We start from the raw sequence: 20,822 nt of genomic DNA, 5'->3' as shown, positions 1-20,822 counted from the left end.
CCCTCCGAAGGCTGCTGTCAAGGGTGTTTGCGTAAGCCGGCGATGAAAAAAGTGAAGTGAATACAGGAGTTTAAAGGCTAAGCCAAAAAGCCACCGAGACCGCGAAATTTTCCACGTAAGCACCACGTAAGCAATTTGGTGGAAATGGTGGCGGGAAAGCGGATAGCGTAGCGGACGTTGAGTTGCGGCTTTGATCTGTTGGCGAAGCGATGATGATTTCGGCCTAAACCGTTGACCTTCACTGGTCGCTCGGGCTAGGCAAAATAGAGCATGCACCCGTAGCTCAGCTGGATAGAGTGTTGGCCTCCGAAGCCAAAGGTCACAGGTTCGAATCCTGTCGGGTGCACCAAACACGTTGCGCGAAAGCGATCCAACCAAGCTGCGTATGTCGAAATGGACATGACGGTGTAGGCAATCGGCCTCCGATGGCGTCACCGCGAGAAAAGAATGCTGAAGTTTGTCCCGGAGGCTTGGGGGCCACAGGTTCATGCGCCATCTGGCAGCGTGACCAGGACTCGAACCGGGCCGAATGCCATTTCATTCACCAGCGAAGCCTACTACGCAATTCTTCTGGTGACGCCGCAGCCCGAGCGGATCATGACGCTGAACAGCGACAAGCGGAACGTTTTCGAGGCGCCAGCCGCCACACTGGAGCTTGTCCCGCAGGGAGCCGAGCTCTTTGCTGAATGGCGACGTCCCAAGGAGAATTACCTCTTTGCGCTCTGGCCCGAGCGTCTGCGCGCGCTGGCAATCGCCGAATATGATCATGATCGGATCGACTTTGCTCCCCCAGCAAGCGGCCAGACCGACAGGGAGGCTGCCAGTTTGGCGCAGCTTCTGGAAAGCGAGTTTCGCCGCATTCCCGATGAGTCGATCAACGAGATCTACGTCGATTCACTGTTGACGGTGTTCGGCACACATCTGCTTAAGAGGTACGGTAGCAGGCCTGTAAGACCGTCCAGAGCCCGTGGTGGACTCAGGACGACCATCATGAGCCGAGTTGACGATTATATACGCGCCAATCTGGCTGGCCGGATCTATCTGGCCGATCTCGCTGCCTTAGCGGGGGTATCCCCAACGCACTTCGCACGCGCATTTCGGCAAAGGACCGGTCAACCGCCCTATCAGTATATTACGAAGGAGCGGCTGAGATTGGTCGCCGAGCTGGCGAAAGACCACTCACTGACTATTGGCGAGATTGCTGCCAAGGCAGGGTTCGCCACGCACAGCCAGATGACGGCGACCATGCGTCGATACTGGGGAATTACACCCAGCGACATCCGCCGCGGTCGCGTCATCTGAAACTCTGAGTGTCCTATGCGAGGCGCCGTTGGTCGCAGCCGTCTGTTGTGCCAGACTCCGGATGCGCCCCGCGCAGCTCTGACTGCCTTATCCTCATCAGACGCTTAAGGCTGCGCCGCGACACTTCGAAACGTTTGGCGACATCTGTTATGATTTCACCGTTCACCTCGACGGCGACAATGGCTTGGTCGATCTGCTCCTCAGTCAGCGAGCGCGGTCGCCCAAGGTGTTTTCCCTTGTCGCGGGCCGCCTGCATTCCGGCCCTTGTCCGCTCGCTGATCAACGATCTTTCGAACTCGGCGAGTGCTGCCATCATGTGAAAAACCAGCCGCCCGCCCGACGATGTGGTATCGATGCTTTCGCTCAGCGAGTGAAAATCGATGCCCCGTGCGCCAAGGCTGTCCATCAACTCGACGAGCTTGGTCAGGGAGCGACCGAGCCGATCAAGCCGCCACACGACAAGTGTATCCCCCTTGTGGAGGGTGGCAAGCGCGGCCTCCAGTCCGCTCCGGTCAAAAGATTTCCCTGAAACTCCATAGTCTTCGTAAATGCGCTCGCATCCCGCGTTTTTCAGGGCCTTCATTTGAAGGTCCAGTTTTTGTTCATCTGTCGAGACCCGAGCGTAACCGATCTTCATGGATATACTTCCCGCCAATGGCGGTGTTGCTCCAAGGGCGACTCCCTGGCACGGCGCTTCAGGCAATCGCCGCCATCGTCCTTGTGTTCATTGTTTCGTCACACGAGCGCCCCGTTCTTGACATTAAAGGTTCGTCTGGTCCTCGCACTCTGCCTCGCCACTATCGTCATGGTGGGGTTCGGAGCGACGTACCTCAACAAGATCAGTCAGGCTGCTGCGGGTCAGCCTGTCGGTAATTCGGAAACTATTGGGGGAGCGCAGATGTATGACATCGTGGCGAACAAAGGGAGCAGGCGCACAGAAAGTCGCGTCGCGTAGACCGGACGGGAGTCCGTTATGGGGGCGTTCCGTCCGATGGCCTGACAAAGGCTTACCGTTTGATCTTCGGCCGTTGCGCTATGTGCTGGCGGCAGCGGAGAGCATGAGCTTCTCGGGCGCCGCCCAGGCACTAAAGACCAAGGTATCGACCGTCAGCCGGCGGGTTCGGAATTTCGAGGATGCGATCGGCGTATCGCTGTTCGAGCGGACATCGGCCGGGGTTCGCCTGACCGTTGCTGGTGCAAGGTTCCTCGCTGAGATCGTGCCTGCCATCCAGACAATCGAGATGGCTCTAGATCATGCAGGCGCGGCCGGACGCATCGAATTGGGCACGGTTCGGATCGGCATCATAACCACTCTTGCTGGCGGTTTTTTGCGCGAGCTGATCGCTGCCTTCGATGATCAGTATCCGGGTGTTTTCCTGGATGTCCGTACCGGAGGCCGGCGGGATCATCTTTCCAAGATCAGATCACGGGAAATCGACGTCGCCTTCCTGACCGGTAATGGTCCGCTGCTCGAGTGCGACGTGCAGGAGCTCTGGCATGAACGCGTTCATGTTGCCATGTCAGCGGACCATCCCCTGGCGGAGCGCAGCGGTTTGGACTGGCCAGACCTGGAGAATGAACGGTTCGTCGTGAGCGCACAGGAGCCCGGGCCGGAAGTGCATGACTACATCGTGCGCAGGATCGCCGATTACAGCACCTATCCGCAGGTGACGTACCGGCCGATGGATCTGGAGACACTGATGCACACGATTGCCCTGGGCAGGGAAATCACGGTCGTATCGGAGGGATGGGCGAGCATGAGGTTTCCTGATCTTGCCCTGCGGCCGCTGTCGGCGCCCGAGGACATCGTTCCGTTCAGCGCGGTCTGGTCGCCGCTTAACGACAATCCGGCACTGCGCTGGTTCATAAGCTTTGCGCGGAACTTGGCCAACGGTCGGCGCAGTTCCCGGTAGCGCCTTGGGGAGAATGCTGGCACGGCAATTAATTGCGGCCAGGAACATGTTATTGCAGCCAGAATAGCTATATCAGCGCAGTTGGACAGCTTTGTTTATGAGGGGAAGAATGACCGATAGCGTTTCAGAAACCCGTACCGACCTGATCGGCCTGACCGCGGAGATTGTCGCCGCCTACGTCAGCAACAATCCTGTCCCGGTGAACGAACTGTCGAGGATCATTGCCGATACGCACGCCGCCGTTTCCGGCCTGCAGGCAGGAGGCGCCCCGGTCGTCGAAGAGAAACCCGCACCCGCAGTTCCGATCAAGAAATCGGTCACGCCCGATTTCATCATCTGTCTGGAGGACGGAAAGAAGTTCAAGTCGCTGAAACGCCACCTAGCAACGCATTACAATATGACGCCGGAGCAATATCGCGAGAAGTGGGGCTTGCCGAGAGATTATCCGATGGTAGCGCCGAGCTACTCCGCCAAGCGGTCGGCGCTGGCAAAAAGCAGCGGGCTTGGCCGGAAGCCCGTTATTGCGGAGGCGGCTCCTGCGCCTCGAAGCCGTAAAAAGCTAGGCCTCAAATTCACCTGAAGCGGCGCGCTTCGCACAGCGGATTTAGGTCAGCTCGCCGGCATTCCGCGGCGGTATAGCATTCGTGTTTACGGCCGGCTGCGGCCTCGCCGCTTTGGCCTTGCGGCTCCGCCATCCCCGGTCCGAACGCAGGAACGATTCCAGCATATGCGGGATCAGCGTGGCTGCCTCGACAGGCTCATAAAGGCGGCTGTGTTCGGCGGCATAGAGATCGAGCTCTTCCTTGAGCGGATCGGGCAGCGCGATGGTGACGCGCGTCATTCCGGCCTTGGGCAGCGGTCCGAGTTTGAGCTGGGTCATCATGATGCTCCGTAAGGTTCCAATATCAAATCGCGCGACACGATAACCCGGAACGGGAAGCCCGGCCGGATGGTCAGTGTGGGTTTGACCTGTAACTGGCGCTGGACGATCTGCTGGCCGGCCTGGTTGACGGTGTCCTGCGCTCCGTCACGGATGGCTCGGATCAGGCGGTCCTCGTCGCTTGTCGCCAGCTCAGCACCGACGGCGAGCAGCGTGGAGAGGCCGGCGGCCTTCATCAGATCCCACCAGTGATAATCGACGCCGTCCTCGAGGCCGGCAAAGCCGGAGGCATCGGCGCCCGTCTGGCGTTCCAGCACGATGGAACGACCGTTGGGGAAGATCATCCGGTTCCAGACGAGCAGGACACGGCGCTGGCCGAAGGAAACGCCATTATCGTATTCGCCAATGATACGGGTGCCCTGCGGGATGAGGAGCAGACTACCCGTCGGGCTGTCATAGACGTTCTGCGTCACCTGTGCGGTAATCTGGCCGGGAAGATCGGAGCGGATGCCGGTGATAAGTGCAGCCGGAATCACCGATCCGGCCTGAAGCACGTAGGGGGACACCGGCGGCATCACGCGATCCGGCGCGACGGTTTGGCGATCGACCTCCGCATTGAGAAAAGCCCGCTGCGGGTCTTGCGTTCCTGCGCCGCCGAGCCCGGCCAGTGCGGTGCTCGCTCCAGGCTGACTTGTCGATGCGGAAGCGCCGGCGCCCGGTCTCACCTGGAAAAATAACTGGCTGGTGCGTGCGGCTTCGAGTTCCGCGAGGCGGCGTTGTTCCTCCGGATCGGTGGCCGGCATCGGCTGTCCCTCCTCGCGTGCGCGCAGCACCGGGCCGCCGAGGTCGCCGGGAAGTGGCGGACCCAGGACCGGGACATCGCCATAGGTGCCCGGAAGCCCCTGCAAGCCTTCCGCGGTCTGGCGACGATCGGTGGTGATGAGCTCCTGTTGCTCGCCGTCGCGATCAGCCGTCTGGAGCGCATAGATCAGCGCCCCACCGATTCCCATGCCAGCAACCACGCCGACGCCCATCAGCACCTTGCGCGAGATGCGGGTGACACGCGGTGTCTCGGCCCGCAGGCGCATGGGCGTTGACGTATCCTCGGCGGCTCCGGCAAGTTCCATCTCTTCCTCTTTCTGGTCTTCATCCTGGCTCATGACGATCCTCCGGCGGCGGCAGGTTGAGCATTCGCGGATGTGGTCATCTGTTGGGGCTGGACGCGCACGATCCTAACCGTCTGCTGGCGGTTGCCGGATCCAAGGCGCAGTTCGGCCGCGCCGAACAGCCGATCCACGATCAGGACGTTCTGATGAATGCGGCTGTTGACGATCTCGGGTTTGCCGTCGGAGCCGAGAACGAAGAGCGGGGGCATTTCTCCCTGGATGATCCCGCCGGGGAAGACAACATAGACGCGGCGACCGTCGTCGAAGACAGAGATCGGGCGCCACGGCGGGCTGTCGCCGGATAGGCCGTAGCGATAATTGCGGGCGGCCTCGGCTGGAATGACCGGGGCAGCAGGCGCGGCTACACGCTGGCTCGCAGGCGGCGTGGGGTAGGCCCATGCGATGGCCGGCATCCATGTTTTTTCATCAGACCGCAGCTCGATCAGATAGGTGCGGCGGTCGGTGGTGATGACGAGATTGGTCGAGATGTCAGTCCGTGTGGGCTTGACCAGCACATGGACGCGCCGGGTGGTGCCTGAACCGCTTTCGGTATCGCCGATGATCCAGCGCGCGGTATCGCCCGCCGCAATCGGCCCGGCTCCGGTCAGGCTTTCACCCGGTTCAAGCGCAATGGTCGTGATCTGTCCGACGGCGGCATAGACCTGATAGAGCGCGCCTTCGCTCCACGGATAAACTTGGATGGCGTTATAATAGCCCTCGCGGCGCGGCTCGACGCGGGCTGCGGCATTGGCGTTGCCAACGCGGCCTTCCGGAGTGTTGGCGGCTGTGCCACCGCGCGCGACGGTCCAGGCCGGAGGCGTATGGAGCGGCCGCGGCGTGTTGCTGGAGACCGACGCCCGGACGACAGGCAGATCCGGCACATTGTCGTCATAGCTGAACTGCGGTGCCCGGCTGGTCGCACAGCCGGCCAGCATGGTGGCAGACAGGAGCATGGCCGCGATCGGGATGGCACGACGACGGTGCCTCCGGCCCATAAATTTGGTGGCGATCATTGGCTCATCTCCCGCGACCAATTGATCGCATTGACGTAGATTCCGAGAGGATTGGCGCGGAGCCGTTCGGCTTCGCGCGGCTGCTGCAAGGCGACGGTCAGGATGGCGGTCCATCGTTCGGTCCGGGAGAGCTGGCCGTTCTCGTAATGCTGCTCGGCCCAGGCGATGCGGAAACTGTCCGGCGAGGCGCGAATGACGGATGAGACCTCGACGGAAACCTGCTCCTTCCCGACACGGGTGAACGGATCATTCGCGCGGGCATAGTCGTTGAGCGCGACAGCTCCGCGATCGGTGGTGAAGTCATAGGCCCTGAGCCAATTCTGGCGCACGATGACGGGGTCGGAGGGAAGGCCGCGAACCTGCTCGATGAAGCGCGCCAGATGAAACGCGATCTGCGGATCGGACGGATGATAGCCGGCGATGGCCGGTTCGACGGCGCGCGCCTCGCCGTGCTGGTCAACTTCCACCACCCAGGGGACGATCGTGCCGCGCGCCGATTGCCAGACCAGGGCGGCGGCTAAGCCGGCAGAGAGTATCAGGCAGCCGAAGGCCATGTAGCGCCAGTTGCGAGCCTGCACGCGGGCTGAGCCGATGCGCTCATCCCAGACCTGTGCAGCCTTCTGGTAAGGTGTCGTGGGCTCGGGTGTCTTGCCATAGTGGGTGGCGGAGCGTTTGAAGATGTTCATGAGCGGTCACTTTCGGAAAGGCTGATGGATGAGCCGTCGCCGTGGCTGTCTCCGGAACGGACGGCATGGGCGGCCATGGTGGTGCCGTGATTGAGCGCCTGGGATCGCTGCATGCGCTGTGCCCAGGCCGGAGGCGTCCCGGTCGGAGCGGATGGCGCGGCAGCCGAAGAGACTCCTGCGCCGAGGATCGTGCCCATGGACGATGTTCCGCCGCTCGCGGCGAAGGCGCTTCGGGCTCCGGACTGGGCAGAGGATTGGAGGCTCTGGGACGCGCGGGAGACGGCGCGTTTGAGCGGAGAAATGGCCGCGCCGCCTGCGGCCCGGGCGACGCCTCCTGCACCGGCTGCAATTCCGGCAGCCCCCGACTTTCCGAGGGAGCCTAGATTGTAGGCGGTCGAGGCACCACCCGCGAGGGCTGCGCCGCCGCGCGTAGCGGCTGCACTTCCTGAAAGCGCCGCAGCGCCTCCCTTTGCAGCGAGCATTGCAGCACCACCTGCGCCTACAGCGGCGCCGCCAACAGCCAGGCCGGTGCCGACGGCGGCGCCGGCCCCAAGCTGCGGTCCGCCGGAAACGAGACCAGTGGCGATGCCCGGACCGAAGATGCCGAGACCGAGAAGGGAAAGTGCGGCAAGCACGATCGCCATGGCGTCATCGATGCTGGGGGTTTGGTCGCCAAACCCTTGCGTGAACTGGTCGAACAGTGTCGAGCCGATGCCGATGATGACGGCAAGCACCAGGACCTTGATGCCGGACGATACGACATTGCCCAGCACGCGCTCAGCCATGAAGGCTGTCTTGCCAAAGAGACCGAACGGAATGAGGACGAAGCCCGCCAGCACCGTCAGCTTGAACTCGATCAGGGTGACGAAGAGCTGGATCGCCAGAATGAAGAAGGCGAGCAACACCAGCGCCCAGGCAAAAAGTAGGCAGGCGATCTGGATAAAGTTCTCGAAGAAGGACCAGTAGCCCATCAGGTCGGAGATGGAATCGAGCAGCGGGCCGCCGGCATCTAGTCCGGTTTGTGCGACCTTGCCAGGCCGCATCAGGTCCTTTGCCGTAAAGCTTGTTCCTGAGCCTTTGAGGCCAAGTCCGGCGAAACTGTCGAAGACGATCTGCGCCAGGTTGTTCCAGTTGGAGATAAGATAGGCAAAGACGCCGACGAACAGCGTCTTCTTGACCAGGCGTGCCATGATGTCGTCATCGGCGCCCCAGGCCCAGAAGAGTGCTGCGAGCGTCACGTCGATGACGATGAGCGTGGTGGCGATGAAGGCGACTTCACCGCCAAGCAATCCGAAGCCGCTATCGATATAGGAGGTGAAGACCCCCAGAAAATTGTCGATGACGCCTGTGCCTTCCATGTGCCTAGCGCCCTTCGTTCGATTGCGGTGCTTCAGTCACAGGCGTGCGGCCCAGGAACCGGTCGCGGGATTTTGCCCATGTGGCGAGGCACTCAGGGTCGCTGATGGCTGCCTCGCCCATCTGCTGGCAACGGCGCAGGCTTTGGCGGAGAGGATCGGAACGCGGCTGCAGCACCGGTATTGATCGGACCGGCGCCGGTTCTTCCTTCCGGGCCAGTTCGATCACCGTGGCGGTAATCGCGATGGCGACGAATATGATTGCGCCCAGCCGGGCAAGTATCTTGCCGTCCATAACGGCCCCCTCCGTCTGGTTGTCAGTTGTTGAACATCCGCGCATTGCCGGGCTGGTAGCCCGTGCCCGGCGTCAGGAAACGCTCGCGCTGGATGCGGCCCTGTTCGGCCGCCGTTGCGCGTTCGGCTTCGGTCAGGGCGTTGGCGCGACCGTTCGCTGCCATAACCGCGATCAGGTCGGAGAGCTGCTGGGACTGGAGCGCCAGGAGCTGGTTGCCGGCCTGCGTGGCTTGCAGCGCGCCTGTCGCACCCTGGCTCTGGCCGACCAGTGCCGACATCTCGGCCCGGTTGGTGTCGATATTGCCGACGACGCCGGCCTGGACGCGCATGGCGTCCTGCAGGCCGGCGACAGTGTTTTCCCAGCGTGAGCGGGCATCGGCGACAAGCTGCTGGTCGGTCGCGGAAAGGTCGATTTTGGCGTAATCCTGCTGGAACAGCCGGTCGATCTCCTGCACATCGAATGCGATATTCTGCGCTTGACCGAGCAATTGCTGGGTGCGCTGCACATTCTGCTGAAGCTGCTGGAGCGAAGAATGGGGCAGGCTTGCGAGGTTGCGGGCCTGATTGATCAGCATCTGCGCTTCGTTCTGAAGGCTCTGGATCTGGTTGTTGATCTGCTCGAGCGTGCGCGCGGCCGTCAGCAGGTTCTCCGCATGGTTGGTCGGGTCGTAGACGATCCTCCCGAAGCCGAAGAGCGCATGCGCCGGGCTTGCGAGCATGGGTGACAATGCGAGCGGTGCGGCCAGGGCAAGCGCTAGGGTGGATGCGCCGGCAAGTCGGGCAAGGCGGGAAACAGTCATAGCTCGATCTCCTGTTCTGTGAGGTCCAGTTCAAAAGCGAATTCGTCATCGAAGACGGGGTTTGCGGGCGTGGTCGATACAGAATCCCGGTCAGGTTCTCGTCCCGCTTCAATGTTGGTGAGGTTCGGGATAAGGTCCGCCGCCCACTCGACGCCGCGCGCACGAAGCCAGGCATCGAGGAAGCCTGCGCGCCCGTGCTCGGCAAGCATGTCGCTGATCAGCCTCTGGTCCGTTTTGGACGATGCGGCGCAGAGCGCGAGCCCGACCTCGGAGAGGCCCAGCTCGAACAGGCGATTGCCGCGGCGCGACTGGCAGTAGTAGTCCTGCTTGGGTGTCGCCCGCGCGAGGATCTCGATCTGCCGGTCATTGAGGCCGAAACGGCGATAGATGGTGGTGATCTGCGGTTCGATGGCGCGTTCGTTCGGCAGGAGCAACCGCGTCAAGCAGCTTTCGATGATGGCTGGCGCGATGGACGAATTGTCGATGTCGCTGAGCGACTGCGTGGCGAAGATGACGGATGCGTTCTTCTTGCGCAGCGTTTTGAGCCACTCGCGGAGCTGGCCGGCGAAGCCGTCGTCGTCCAGCGCCAACCAGCCTTCGTCGATGATGAGCAGTGTCGGGCGTCCGTCGAGCCGGTCGCCAATGCGATGAAAGAGATAGGACAGAACTGCCGGGGCAGCACCGGTTCCAACCAGGCCCTCGATCTCGAAGGCCTGCACATCGGCGGAGCCGAGATGTTCAGATTCGGCGTCGAGCAGCCGGCCATGCGCGCCGCCAAAACAATAGGGCCGCAGCGCTTGCTTGAGATCGTTGGACTGAAGCAGCACGGCAAGGCCCGTGATGGTGCGCTCCGTGACCGGCGCGGAGGCCAGCGAGGTGAGCGCTGTCCAGATGTGCTCCTTCACCTCCGGCGTGATCGGAATGCCTTCGCGCATGAGGATTGCGACGATCCAGTCGGCGGCCCAGGCCCGTTCATGGACGTCGTCGATCCGGGCCAGCGGTTGCAGGGAAACGGAAGCGTCCGAGCCTTCGGTCAGTTCACCGCCCAGATCATGCCAGTCGCCGCCCATGGCGAGTGCGGTGGCGCGGATCGAGCCGCCGAAGTCGAAGGCGAAGACCCGGGAACGGGCGTAGCGACGGAACTGCAAGGCCATCAGCGCCAGCAGCACGGATTTGCCCGCGCCGGTGGGGCCGACCACGAGGGTGTGACCGACGTCACCGACATGAAGGGAAAACCGGAACGGGGTGGAGCCTTCGGTCCTGCCATAAAGCAGCGGGGGCGCGCCGAAGTGCTCGTCCCGTTCCGGTCCCGCCCACACGGCGGACGATGGGACCATGTGGGCAAGGTTGAGCGTCGAGACCGGCGGTTGCCGGACATTGGCATAGGCATGTCCGGGTAAACTGCCGAGCCAGGCGTCAACGGCATTGACCGTCTCGACCATGACGCTGAAATCGCGGGACTGGATGACCTTTTCGACCAGCCGCAGCTTCTCGTCGGCGCGGCGGGGATTGTCGTCCCAGACGGTGATCGTTGCTGTGACATAGGCAAGTCCTGCCACATCGGCGCCCAGCTCCTGCAGCGCCATGTCGGCGTCGGCCGCCTTGTTGGCGGCATCGGTGTCGACGAGCGCCGATTGCTCGTTGGTCATCACTTCCTTGAGGATCGCGGCGATCGACTTGCGCTTGGCGAACCATTGCCGCCTGATCCTGGTCAGGAGTTTCGTGGCATCCACCTTGTCCATGAGGATGGCGCGGGTGGACCAGCGATAGGGAAATGCCAGCCGGTTCAGATCGTCGAGAAGCCCGGGTGTTGTGGTAGACGGGAAGCCGGTGATGGTGAGCACGCGCAGATGCGCGTTTCCGAGACGCGGCTCCAGCCCGCCGGTCAGCGGCTGGTCGGTGAGCAGAGCGTCGAGATAGATCGGGGTTTCCGGCACGCGGACCCGGTGCCGGTTGGTCGAGATGGTGGCGTGGAGATAGGTCAGCGTCTCCCCGTCATCGAGCCAACGGCATTCAGGCATGAAGCCGTCGAGCAGCGCCAGCACCCGATCAGTACGGTCGATGAAGCCGCGCACCTGTTCCCATGGGTTCACGCCAGAAGTCTCACGGCCTTCATAGAGCCAGCTTTCGGCGCGGGCGGCCTCTTCGGCAGGCGGCAGCCAAAGGAAGGTCAGGTAGTATTCCGAGACGAAATGGCTGCCTTCTTCCTCAAAGTCGGCCTTGCGTTCGGCATCGACGAGGGCCGAGGCCGGATCGGGAAAGGTGCTGTCGGGATAGCTGGAAGCCTCTGAACGCTGCGCCTCGACGAAGATCGCCCAGCCGGAACCGAGGCGGCGGAAGGCATTGTTGAGCCGCCCGACCACAGCGACGAGCTCGGCGGCGACGGCGGAATCGAGATCGGGACCGCGGAACTTTGCGCTGCGCTGAAAGCTGCCGTCCTTATTCAGCACGACGCCTGATCCGACGAGCGCCACCCAGGGCAGATAGTCGGCCAGACGGGATGCGGTACGGCGATATTCGGCAAGGTTCATCATGGCGCGTTCCTCACACCGACAGATGCCCAGGCACGCGCAGATGCCGGCGCGCGACTTCCACGAAGAGCGGATCGCGTTTCGCGGCCCAGACGGCGGCGAGATGACCGATGGCCCAGAGCACGATCCCGGCGAGCCAGAGCTGAAGGCCGAGGCCGACGGCGCCGGCCAGCGTGCCGTTGAGGATCGCCACGGAACGCGGCGCGCCGCCGAGCAGGATCGGCTCGGTAAGGGCGCGATGGACGGGGACGGTGAACCCCGGAACGGCGTCGAGTTGTTCGAATCCTGCCGCCATCAGATCAGCGCCCCGCCGCCAAAGGAGAAGAACGAGAGGAAAAAGCTTGAGGCCGCGAAGGCGATGGAGATGCCGAAGACGATCTGGATCAGCCGACGAAAGCCGCCGCCGGTATCGCCGAAGGCGAGCGTCAGGCCGGTGACGATGATGATGATCACCGCGACGATCTTGGCAACCGGTCCCTCGACGGATTCGAGGATCGATTGCAGCGGCGCTTCCCAGGGCATGGACGAGCCCGATGCATGGGCAGCGGGAGCCATGAACAGGTTGACATAGGTGACGGCCACCGCGGTGGCGACATGACGGCGGAAACGGAAGGCGTGACGTATCATTCGGAATCTCCATTCGGGTTGGTGGCTGGGAAAATGCGGTACGCGCCGTCCGGCCCGAGCCCGTCGACGCGGGCGAGTTCGGCCAGCCGGCGCGACGAGCCGCGGCCGGCAAGGACGGCAACAAGGTCGATGGCCTCGCCGATCAGTGATCGGGGCACCGTGATGACGGCTTCCTGGATGAGCTGCTCGAGACGGTGGAGTGCGCCAATGGCGGAACCGGCGTGCAACGTGCCGATGCCGCCGGGATGACCGGTGCCCCATAGCTTGAGAAGGCCCAGCGCTTCCGGGCCGCGCACCTCGCCGACAATGATGCGATCGGGCCGGAAACGCATCGTGGCGCGCGACAGCGTCAGGAGATCGATCACCTCGTCCACGCTGCGCATCGGCACCTTGTTGTCAGCGGTGCATTGCAGTTCGCGCGTATCCTCGATCGTGATGACACGATCTGTCCCCTTGGAGACCTCGGCCAGCAGCGCATTGGTGAGTGTCGTCTTGCCGGTCGAGGTTCCGCCGGCGACAAGGATGTTGGCACGTGTGGCAACAGCCTCACGCAGTATCGCGGCCTGGCCGGCCGTCATGATCCCGGCAGCGACATAGTCAGCGAGCGTGAAGACAGCGACGGCAGGCTTGCGGATGGCAAAGGCCGGCGCTTCGACGACGGGCGGCAACAGGCCCTCAAATCGTTCGCCGGTCTCCGGAAGCTCGGCAGAGACGTGAGGCGCACGGGCATGGACCTCGGCGCCGACATGGTGCGCGACCAGGCGCACGATGCGCTCGCCATCTGCGGCCGACAGCCTTTCTCCCGTATCGGCCAGCCCTTCTGAGAGACGGTCGATCCAGACGCGGCCATCGGGGTTCAGCATGACCTCGACGACGGCGGGGTCTTCCAGGAAGCGTCCGATGGCAGGGCCGAGCGCGGTGCGGAGCATCCGTGCCCCGCGCTGAAAGCTGATCCGATTATTGTCGAAGGCTGCCATCTCGTCCCCGTTTCGCCGGGGATGCAAGAGATGATCCCCGAATGGGGATGACTAAAAGAGCCACAAAACGCGACAGTTCAACAAGATTTAAGCGCCGTCGTAGCGTAGCGTGCAAATACAGGCGATCGGCGGAATCGGCACGCTGCAATTCGAGTCCGATCTGGGTCCTGCCGGCGAATCATCTGCGAGTTGTCAGGCAAAGCGGGACCGGGTCATTTGTCCTGAGGCTGGGGAGACATCATCAGAGGACGCAAAAATGCCCGCTGCGGTGTTGCAGCGGCATTGAAGGAAGTCCGGTGGTTAGCTGATGTCTTCCACAGGCGCGGCCGGTCCGTTCTTCTTGATGGAATCGATCGCGTTTTGTGCGCTTGCCTTTGAGGAGTAGCCTTCAGTGGAGAACATGACTTCGCTGTTGTACTTGAAGCGAACTCGGTATTCTCCAGCCTTGTCCTTATAGATTTCGAATTTATGCGCCATAGTGGTTCTTACCTTACCCGTATTATTTCTTGATCAGCTTATTGATAATCAGGCCGGCGACAATCTGAACGACCGCCCCCGCCACCCCGCCGCCGACCAGTTGTCCGGCGAGTGCGGCAATGTCCACGCCACCCGCGGCAGCACCTCCAGCCCCGAGCAGCGAACCAAGAAGTGTACCGCCGCCGACGCCGCCGATCGCGCCTGCGATCAGATTACCGATGTTGCCGAGATCTGAGTCCTTGACGATCTTGCCGCCGGCACCGCCGCCGGCAAGCCCGCCAATAAGTTGTGCAATAATAGCTTCCATATCGGTCCCCCAAAATATTGAACCGTGTTGAATAGAACGTGTCTAAAGACACTCTTGCGAACTCGTCTTTTGGCTGGGAGGTGGCCTGGCCGCTGGGGCGAGTATGCAAGGGCGCATTCAACATGGAATTGTCGCAGATGCAACCGACGCTGCGACCGATAAAGAATTGGTGTCGCCGATTCATCTGGCTCGCCAGATGCCATAACGGACGCGGTCATGCAGCGCGGATCCGTCTCACGGGAATAGGTACGGTACCGGGACTGAGAATCCGGGTTGAATTCTCCGCCGTGATGAGCATCATCGGAGAGAATTTCGTTTTCGCAATTGCACCACGCAAGCCAAATCGATCTTTGGCTGTATTTGCCAAGCGCATTCTTGACGTGGACTATATTCCGTTCGGGGGCGGAGGGGATAGAGATGTTCAAAGATCCAGCGTTGATCCGCTTTTCAACACTGGAGATAACTGATCCTCAACGAGACGAACTGGTGAGGGAGGTGGTTGGCCGCGCTTTTCTCAACGTGGAGTTCACTCCACTCGATGGCAGTCTACATATGGAGACGGAAACCCGTCTTCTGCCCGGCGTCACCGTAACCGATGCGCGGGTTGCCCCCCACCGCCTGGAAACCTCCCACGACCCGTCGAGAGACAGCGATGATTTCGTCCTGTTATGGAGCCCATCGCCAGCCAAGGGCTTTGCCGAACAGTTTGGCAAAGTGGTTCACGCGGATGGGTCGACCGCCCTGATGTCTTGCGCGGATCGCGTGACATGCGAAACTCACGAGACCTTTCATCATGTGACCGTGAAGCTGCAGCGCAGTGTATTGCTGCCATTGCTCCCCAACGCAGAGGCAGCCCTTATGCAAGTGATCCCGGCGGATAACGAGGCACTTCGGCTACTGACATCTTATCTCGCCAGCCACCGTCAGCTCATGAATACCGAGGCCGTCCGCGATCCTCGATTCGCGCAGACAGTCGCCACCCATATCACCGATCTCGCGGTACTGGCTGTTGGAACAAACAGGGACGCGGCGGAACTAGCCTCGGCGCGCGGCTTGCGCGCGGCACGGCTCGACGCCGTCAAGCGATGGATCCTCACGCACCTTGGTTCTCCGGAGCTGAATGTCGAGGCTGCGGCGAGAGCGTTTGGATTACATCCACGCTCCATTCAAATGCTTTTTGCCGATGACGGCACCACATTCACGAGCTTTGTCTTGCGGGAGCGCTTGGCTTTGGCCTACCGCTGCTTGTCTGCTCCTCTTTCCGCGCAAAGGTCGGTCAGCGAAATCGCTTTTAGCTGCGGGTTCAGTGATCTCAGCTATTTCAACCGAAGCTTCCGCAAGATCTATGGTGAAACACCTACCGACGTGCGGCACAGATTCCTCTCTGCGCGGCCCCATTAAATTCAGCAGCTTCTGCATCTCCCTGCGTGGCGGGTACGTTACGGGGATTTCGCTTAATGACAATTCCTTTTGCGCCTTAGGCCAAGACCGGCCCTAGGCACTCCTCTATTCCTACGCGCCTGCATGGACAAATCTCAGCAGGATCATGCGGGCGGCGAAGGTGAGAACAGAGGCGAATTCCCTTCGTCCTCTTGCAACTAGGGAGCAAAGGAGTCGCTGATGGCCAGACCGGTTTTTGTGACCGCGTTTTCGATCTTCATGGCGTTATGCCTTGCCGGGAGCGCTAGTGCCGCGCCCGTTTCGGAGGCGACGGTGGAAAGGGCCTGCGGAGACAAGATTCAATCTGGATGCGCCGGATCGAAATGCGCAATGGGCTGTGAAATAAAGGAAGGCGGCAATCTGGTTTCGTATGGCTGCACATTCCCGAACAAGACAGGGAACACGAAAGCATCCTGCCACAGGACCGTGCTCCGAACCGACCCCAGCAGCGGGAATAATATCGTGAGACAGTCGCCTTCAATCCTGAAGGCAGATTGAGTCTCTGTATCCAGGCGTCAAATCTCGCAGAAAATTCGACCATGGCCACATCCAGAACGTTTGGGCAGCAGCTGATGCGCGGATGTTGGTCACATCTCTCTACGAATTCTATCGCGCCAGTTCTTGAGTTTTCTCGGGACGGCCACGGTGATCGACGCCGACTTCAGCGATCACGCATGGCGGGCGATGTGGATTCGAACGGCAGGGATACGCTTCTGGCTCGCCTGCTGAACCGGCCCGAAGGCCAATGACCTTCGAAGAGACCGGCGGCCCTCGCCATCCCTGTGTTGTGCTGCTGGTCTTTGCTTGAGTCCGATATCTTGGGACAAGAATTTGCGAAAGATCGGGCTTGGCCATTTGCGCACAACGCCGGTCTCGTCACACCTGATTGGGTGAGGACCATTTCGTATCCAGACAAAAGCTGCTGCGCCACAGTCCAAGACCGACTCGAATGCGTCGCTTTATTCTTTACGCTCCACCAGACCCGCGAGTGGTGGCGGCTGTTGCTTGCCAAACAAAGAAAGGGGTCTCGAGCATGTAGGGGGCAAGTCCAAGATGCGGCTTCAGCGTTTACCGGCGATCGCGCGCGATGAAAATTCAGTTTGGCCGATTTTCCGATCAGGCTTTACGGACGTTCGGCTCGGTCGCGCCCTTCTCTGCTCGACGGCTCTGGCCGGACTCCTCGCCATGCTGCCTGTCGGCGTGCAGGCGCAAACCATAACGACAGACGGGGAGGTCCTTACCCCAACGGCTCCGGTGCCACCGGGCGCACAGCCCCATCCGTGGACTGTCCCCGAACTCCTCGTGATCGGCAACATCGTCACCGGGTCGCTGGACGTCGAGGGGGGCGGTGTCGTCAACGGCAGCGGCAGCATCGTCGGCAACACCCTCACCGGCCGCGGCACCGTCACCGTCAGCGGACTGGGTTCGGTCTGGAACACGGGCACGGGCGGCTCTTCGCTGATCGTGGGCAATATCGGGGGCGGTGAGGTGAACATCGTCAGCCGGGGCAAGGTCCACGCCGACGGACTGGTCATCCTGGGGAATGTCGAGGGTTCCTCGGGCACCATCGTCGTGGATAGTGGAGGGGAATTTACCAGCACCGACGTCCTCGTCGTCGGCGAGGAGGGGGCCGGTTCGTTGGCCATCCGGAACGGCAGTGTCTCCAGCTTCCGCGGCGCGATCGGACGCGGTTCCGGTTCCGGCGGCGCTGCCACCGTCACCGGGCCGCTTTCGACCTGGGTCATTAGCGACGTTCTCAGTGTCGGCGGTTCCGGCTCCGGCATCCTGGATATCGAAAACGGAGGCAGCGTCTCCAATACCCACAGTTCCATCGGTGGCACGCCGGGCGCGGTCGGCATCGTCACGGTGAGTGGATCGGGATCGACCTGGACGAACAACGGCAACATCGATGTCGGCTATGAAGGGTCCGGCACACTGCACATCCTGGAGGGCGGCGTCGTTTCAAGCTTCAACGCCCATGTTGGCACTGCCGCAGGTTCCAGCGGCATTGTCACGGTAGCAGGGAGCGGCTCCCGCTGGTCAAGCAGCGGCACCCTTCATGTCGGCGATGAAGGCTCAGGCACGCTTCGCGTCCAGGCTGAGGGCATCGTTTCCACCACTCTCAGTGCGTATGTCGGCGATGCCGCCGATTCTGTAGGCACGGTCACGGTGGAGGACGCAGGCTCGCGCTGGACGAGCGCCAACCTTTTCATCGGCTATGGTGGCGACGGCACGCTGAATATCCGCAACAGCGGCCTTGTTATCAGTCAATCCAGTTTCGTTGGCAGCCAGCTTGGATCAATCGGTGCGGTCTCGGTGAACGGGAGCGGTTCGAGCTGGAGCCTGAACGACCTCACCGTCGGCGGCGCCGGCACCGGCAGGCTGGACATCACCGATGGCGGCGAAGTCATCAGCGGCATTGGCTATATCGGTTTTGGCAACGGTGCGAATGGCGAGGTCACGGTCGATGGCGTTGGTTCGACGTGGGGGGATGTCAACAGCACCAATGACCTGTATGTCGGCGTCGGCGGAAACGGCGCCTTGAGCATCACGGGCGGCGGTGCGGTTTTCAATAACTCCGGCATTCTAGGCAATCTCTCGGGGGGCCGGGGCAGCGTGACGGTTAATGGAAGCGGCTCGCTCTGGAACAATACCGCGGGCCTTTACGTCGGTCGGGGCGGCGTCGGCAATCTGGCCATCGAAAGTGGCGGCCGCGTTGGAAATAGCTTCGCTTACATCGGCGATGACATCGATTCCGCCGGGACCGTTCGCGTGGACGGAAACGGCTCGACCTGGATCACCCTCAACGACTTGTCCGTGGGCGAATTCGGCACCGGTTCGCTGAATATCAATGCTGGCGGCGCTGTCGCCAACCGGCAGGGTTATATCGGCAATGGCACCGGCTCTATCGGACGAGCTTCGGTGGACGGGGCTGGCTCGATTTGGGCAAATACCGGCGAACTCTATGTCGGCAACGCCGGCGCCGGCAGTTTGATCATTTCCAATGGCGGCAGTGTGTTCAACACCAATGCCGCCATCGGGGCGGGTAATGCCGCCAGTGGCGAGGTCACGGTGACGGGGAACGGATCGGCCTGGACGAATGACGGCCTGCTCGTCGTGGGCAGCCTCGGCAGCGGCACGCTGACGATTGCGAACGCTGGCCGCGTCGCCGCGAACAACTTGTCCATCGGCCTGAACGGCGGGCAAGGCCGAATCAACATCGGCGGCGATCCCGTTGCCAGCGGGGCGATCGCGCCCGGCATTCTCGATACCCAAGCCATCAGGTTCGATGCCCCGAGCGCGGCGCTGGTATTCAATCATACTGGTACGAACTACACATTCGCGCCCGAACTCCGGGGTGACGGAATCGTCAGCCATCTTGCCGGAACGACGCTCCTGACAGCCAACAGTGGATCGTTTACCGGTTCCACCGATGTTGCCGGAGGCACGCTGCGGGTTGACGGCACCCTGGGAGGGGCTGGGTCCACGGTGACGGTCGCATCTGGCGGTATATTGGGTGGCCGTGGAACCATCGGCGGGCAATTGACGATCGGATCGGGCGGAACGCTAGCTCCGGGCAGTTCAATCGGCACGCTCCATGTGGCGGACGCTATCTTCGATGCCGGCTCGATTTACGGGGTGGAACTCAATGGCGGCGGCTTTGTCGCTGGAGTCAACAACGATCTTCTCAATGCCAGCGGCGCAGTCACCATCAACGGTGGGACAGTGCATGTAACGCCCGAGAACGGGACCGATGACGGCAGGACCTATCCGCCCGGCACATACACCATCATCACCGCGGCAGCCGGCGTGACCGGCACGTTCGACACGGTTACGGACGACTTCGCATTCCTTGATTTCACCGATAGCTACGACGCTAATAGCGTTTTCCTGACGTCGAGCCTTGGCGTGTCGAGCTTCTGCCTTGCCGGGTTCACCGCAAACCAGTGCGCGACAGGGGACGGCGTATTCTCCCTTGGCGGCGGTGGTCTTTATACGGCCGTCCTGAACCTCTCGATGGCTGAGGCGCCTGTCGCCCTGGATCAGCTTTCTGGCGAGTTCCAGGCCTCCACGCAGACGGCGCTGATCGAGGACAGCCGATTTGCCCGCGAGGCGGCGATGGACCGGCTGCGGGTGGCGCTCGAGGGTATCGCCGCGGACCGCAACGGCATGGCCGAACGGCGCATCCATGATGGTTTCGCCTTCTGGGGGCAGGGTTTCGGCTCATGGGGAAGCTGGGACGGCAATGGCAACGCCGCCGAGCTTGAGCGCTCGATTGGCGGCTTCTTCCTCGGCGGAGATGCCCTGGTGACGGACAATCTGCGTCTCGGCCTCTTCGGCGGCTATGGCCATTCCAGCTTCGACGTCGATGATCGTAACTCCTCAGGTTCGGCCGATACCTGGCACTTGGGAGCCTATGGCGGTACTGCGCTCGGCAATCTGGGGCTGCGCTTCGGGGGTGCCTATGCCTGGCATGACATCGAGACCAGCCGCTCGGTCGCCTTTACCGGGTTCTCCGACAGCCTCTCGGGCAGTTACGATGCGACAACCGCGCAGATTTTCGGGGAAGCGGGCTATCGCTTCGACTATGGCGGGGCGAGCTTCGAGCCCTTCGCCAATCTCGCCTACGTGCATCTCAATGCGGATAGCTATGCCGAAAGTGGTGGCGCGGCCGCTCTGACAGCCGCCAGCCACAGCATGGACACGACCTTCACCACGATCGGCCTGCGCGCGGAAACGCAAGTCAATTTCGGTGAAACCAACGCCCGGTTCTTCGGCATGGCCGGATGGCGGCATGCTTTTGGTGATATCACCCCGTTTGCGACGCACACATTCGCTGGCGGCGACAATTTCACCATTGCCGGCGTGCCGATTGCAAAGAACGCTCTCGTTCTCGATCTCGGCGCCTCCGTCAATCTGACGCCGGACACTACGCTGGGGGTTTCTTACAGCGGCCAGTTCGGCTCGGGCTTCACCGATCAAGGCATCAAGGCGAACCTCGCCGTGCGGTTCTGATCCCTTTCCGTCTGGTGCGAGACATTGGCCTGCCGCTC

At 61.9% G+C, this 20,822-nt stretch carries 19 protein-coding genes and 1 tRNA gene; 6 read left to right on the top strand and 14 right to left on the bottom strand.

Translation table 11 applies throughout. The features are described 5' to 3' along the window. The first annotated feature begins 272 nt into the window (after window positions 1–272). Window positions 273–349 (top strand) — tRNA-Arg (locus L598_RS11300). A 98-nt stretch (window positions 350–447) separates the two neighbouring features. Next, the gene (locus L598_RS11295) at window positions 448–1,302 is read left to right on the top strand and encodes an AraC family transcriptional regulator (protein WP_144862576.1); all 855 of its coding nucleotides are present in this window, start codon (window positions 448–450) and stop codon (window positions 1,300–1,302) included. Window positions 1,303–1,315: 13 nt separating this feature from the next. On the opposite strand, the gene L598_RS11290 is transcribed toward L598_RS11295, so the two are convergent. Next, entirely contained in the window at window positions 1,316–1,939 is a 624-nt protein-coding gene (locus L598_RS11290) for a recombinase family protein (RefSeq protein WP_144862574.1), read from the bottom strand. Between the two features lie 265 nt (window positions 1,940–2,204). On the opposite strand from L598_RS11290, the gene L598_RS11285 reads away from it, so the two are divergent. Together L598_RS11285 and L598_RS11280 are read left to right on the top strand one after the other, a co-directional pair. Next, the gene (locus L598_RS11285; RefSeq protein ID WP_144862572.1) at window positions 2,205–3,215 is read left to right on the top strand and encodes a LysR family transcriptional regulator; all 1,011 of its coding nucleotides are present in this window, start codon (window positions 2,205–2,207) and stop codon (window positions 3,213–3,215) included. A 109-nt stretch (window positions 3,216–3,324) separates the two neighbouring features. After that, entirely contained in the window at window positions 3,325–3,795 is a 471-nt protein-coding gene (locus L598_RS11280) for a MucR family transcriptional regulator (RefSeq protein ID WP_144862570.1), read from the top strand. A gap of 24 nt (window positions 3,796–3,819) precedes the next feature. Here the strand turns inward: L598_RS11280 and L598_RS11275 are convergent, their stop codons facing one another. The 13 genes from L598_RS11275 to L598_RS11215 form a co-directional block, all read right to left on the bottom strand. Then, a complete protein-coding gene (locus L598_RS11275) occupies window positions 3,820–4,098 on the bottom strand; it encodes a DUF2274 domain-containing protein (protein WP_210244983.1) in 279 nt (92 codons plus the stop codon). After that, window positions 4,095–5,255 carry a TrbI/VirB10 family protein gene (locus tag L598_RS11270; protein ID WP_186445007.1) on the bottom strand — a complete coding sequence of 387 codons (1,161 nt, stop codon included), beginning with the start codon at window positions 5,253–5,255 and terminating at the stop codon, window positions 4,095–4,097. Before L598_RS11270 ends, L598_RS11275 begins: the two co-directional genes overlap by 4 nt. Beyond that, window positions 5,252–6,274: a P-type conjugative transfer protein TrbG gene (gene trbG / locus L598_RS11265; RefSeq protein WP_144862567.1), complete on the bottom strand. Its 1,023-nt coding sequence runs from the start codon at window positions 6,272–6,274 to the stop codon at window positions 5,252–5,254. The genes L598_RS11270 and trbG overlap by 4 nt, the downstream gene beginning before the upstream one ends. Continuing rightward, a complete protein-coding gene (trbF, locus tag L598_RS11260) occupies window positions 6,271–6,960 on the bottom strand; it encodes a conjugal transfer protein TrbF (RefSeq protein ID WP_144862564.1) in 690 nt (229 codons plus the stop codon). The genes trbG and trbF overlap by 4 nt, the downstream gene beginning before the upstream one ends. Then, a complete protein-coding gene (gene trbL, locus L598_RS11255; RefSeq protein ID WP_144862562.1) occupies window positions 6,957–8,318 on the bottom strand; it encodes a P-type conjugative transfer protein TrbL in 1,362 nt (453 codons plus the stop codon). Before trbL ends, trbF begins: the two co-directional genes overlap by 4 nt. 4 nt (window positions 8,319–8,322) lie before the next feature. Continuing rightward, window positions 8,323–8,610 (bottom strand): putative entry exclusion protein TrbK-alt, encoded by a 288-nt coding sequence (trbK-alt, locus tag L598_RS11250; protein WP_144862560.1) that lies wholly within the window; start codon window positions 8,608–8,610, stop codon window positions 8,323–8,325. A 22-nt stretch (window positions 8,611–8,632) separates the two neighbouring features. Continuing rightward, complete coding sequence (gene trbJ / locus L598_RS11245; protein ID WP_144862558.1) at window positions 8,633–9,409, bottom strand: P-type conjugative transfer protein TrbJ; 777 nt, start codon at window positions 9,407–9,409, stop codon at window positions 8,633–8,635. Next, the gene (trbE, locus tag L598_RS11240; RefSeq protein WP_144862556.1) at window positions 9,406–11,943 is read right to left on the bottom strand and encodes a conjugal transfer protein TrbE; all 2,538 of its coding nucleotides are present in this window, start codon (window positions 11,941–11,943) and stop codon (window positions 9,406–9,408) included. The genes trbJ and trbE overlap by 4 nt, the downstream gene beginning before the upstream one ends. Before the next feature lie 10 nt (window positions 11,944–11,953). After that, on the bottom strand, window positions 11,954–12,235 hold the full coding sequence (locus tag L598_RS11235; protein ID WP_144862554.1) for a VirB3 family type IV secretion system protein: 282 nt from the start codon (window positions 12,233–12,235) through the stop codon (window positions 11,954–11,956). Continuing rightward, window positions 12,235–12,567: a TrbC/VirB2 family protein gene (locus L598_RS11230; RefSeq protein WP_144862552.1), complete on the bottom strand. Its 333-nt coding sequence runs from the start codon at window positions 12,565–12,567 to the stop codon at window positions 12,235–12,237. Before L598_RS11230 ends, L598_RS11235 begins: the two co-directional genes overlap by 1 nt. Then, window positions 12,564–13,544 carry a P-type conjugative transfer ATPase TrbB gene (gene trbB, locus L598_RS11225; protein ID WP_144862550.1) on the bottom strand — a complete coding sequence of 327 codons (981 nt, stop codon included), beginning with the start codon at window positions 13,542–13,544 and terminating at the stop codon, window positions 12,564–12,566. Before trbB ends, L598_RS11230 begins: the two co-directional genes overlap by 4 nt. 300 nt (window positions 13,545–13,844) lie before the next feature. Beyond that, window positions 13,845–14,021: a YegP family protein gene (locus L598_RS11220; protein WP_144862548.1), complete on the bottom strand. Its 177-nt coding sequence runs from the start codon at window positions 14,019–14,021 to the stop codon at window positions 13,845–13,847. Window positions 14,022–14,043: 22 nt separating this feature from the next. Further along, window positions 14,044–14,328 (bottom strand): hypothetical protein, encoded by a 285-nt coding sequence (locus tag L598_RS11215; RefSeq protein ID WP_186445006.1) that lies wholly within the window; start codon window positions 14,326–14,328, stop codon window positions 14,044–14,046. Between the two features lie 417 nt (window positions 14,329–14,745). On the opposite strand from L598_RS11215, the gene L598_RS11210 reads away from it, so the two are divergent. Continuing rightward, entirely contained in the window at window positions 14,746–15,729 is a 984-nt protein-coding gene (locus L598_RS11210) for an AraC family transcriptional regulator (protein WP_144862546.1), read from the top strand. A 1,224-nt stretch (window positions 15,730–16,953) separates the two neighbouring features. Beyond that, window positions 16,954–20,784 carry an autotransporter domain-containing protein gene (locus L598_RS11205; RefSeq protein ID WP_186445005.1) on the top strand — a complete coding sequence of 1,277 codons (3,831 nt, stop codon included), beginning with the start codon at window positions 16,954–16,956 and terminating at the stop codon, window positions 20,782–20,784. Window positions 20,785–20,822 lie beyond the last annotated feature (38 nt).

Source organism: Mesorhizobium sp. J18, assembly GCF_007829525.1.
Classification (GTDB): Bacteria; Pseudomonadota; Alphaproteobacteria; order Rhizobiales; family Rhizobiaceae; genus VLJP01.
Note: the sequence above shows the minus strand (reverse complement) of the source record. Positions and strands in the feature narration are given on the sequence as shown.